Source organism: Mitsuaria sp. RG (assembly GCF_028369275.1).
GTDB lineage: Bacteria > Pseudomonadota > Gammaproteobacteria > Pseudomonadales > Pseudomonadaceae > Aquipseudomonas > Aquipseudomonas peradeniyensis.
On the sequence record NZ_JAQMYQ010000112.1, the window covers coordinates 1 to 797 of the forward strand.

The 797-nt window shown below is 66.0% G+C and carries 1 protein-coding gene; it reads right to left on the minus strand.

Going from position 1 to position 797, the window contains the following annotated elements:
* A partial coding sequence (locus tag POF53_RS25905; protein WP_498970053.1) for a type VI secretion system Vgr family protein occupies positions 1 to 797 on the minus strand: 797 nt, incomplete at both ends.

A 797-nucleotide genomic window follows, 5' to 3' on the forward strand; every position in this document is an offset into this window, starting at 1 on the left:
TCGCTGGCGTTGAACTCCTGCTGCAGGTGGTAGGCCGGGTGGGTGAAGGAGTAGTCGCGTTGCACCTGGCGGGCCGTGCGCACCTGTTCGCGGTAGTGCAGGCGGCGCAGGCAGGGGCGGGCCTGGTCGCCGCCGCTGTTGGCGTGGTAGAGCACGGCCAGCGGGTCGGGGTAGTCGTCGTCGATGAAGCCTTCGTCGTCGTCATCGTCTTCGATCTTGACCAGGCTGGAGCTGATCATGCCTAGGGTCAGCACGCGGTCGCTGATGAGCAGGCGGTGGCCCTTGGCGCTGTGGACGAAGCGGTAGATGAAGCCTTCCTCGGCGGCCAGGCGGGTGATGAAGGCGAGGTCGGTTTCGCCGGCCTGGACGCAGAACTCGCGGGGCGCGTGGGGGAAGCTGTGGCCCAGCTCGAAGTCGGTGATGCGCTGGGCCTTGAACAGGGTTTCGAGGATCTGCGGCACACTTTGTTGCTGGAAGATACGCCAGTTCGAACGCAGCCCGGCGCGGGCCAGCTTGGGCTCGATCACGGCCTGGTAGCGGGTGCGGCAGTTGCCGGTGTCGCCCTGGCTGAAGGCGCTGATCAGGCCGTGTACATGGCGCATCGGTCGCTGGCCGCGCAGGATGGTGAACAGCGCGGGCTTGTCGAGCAGGTGGGCGAAATCGACGTTGTCTTCGTAGCTGACCAGTTCGAGCACCAGCCTGAACGGGGTGCTGAGGGCTTCGTCGAGGGTGAACGAGACCACTTCGAACGGGTCCTGGCTGGCCAGGGGCTCGAAGCGGTAGCTCAGGTCGGATTG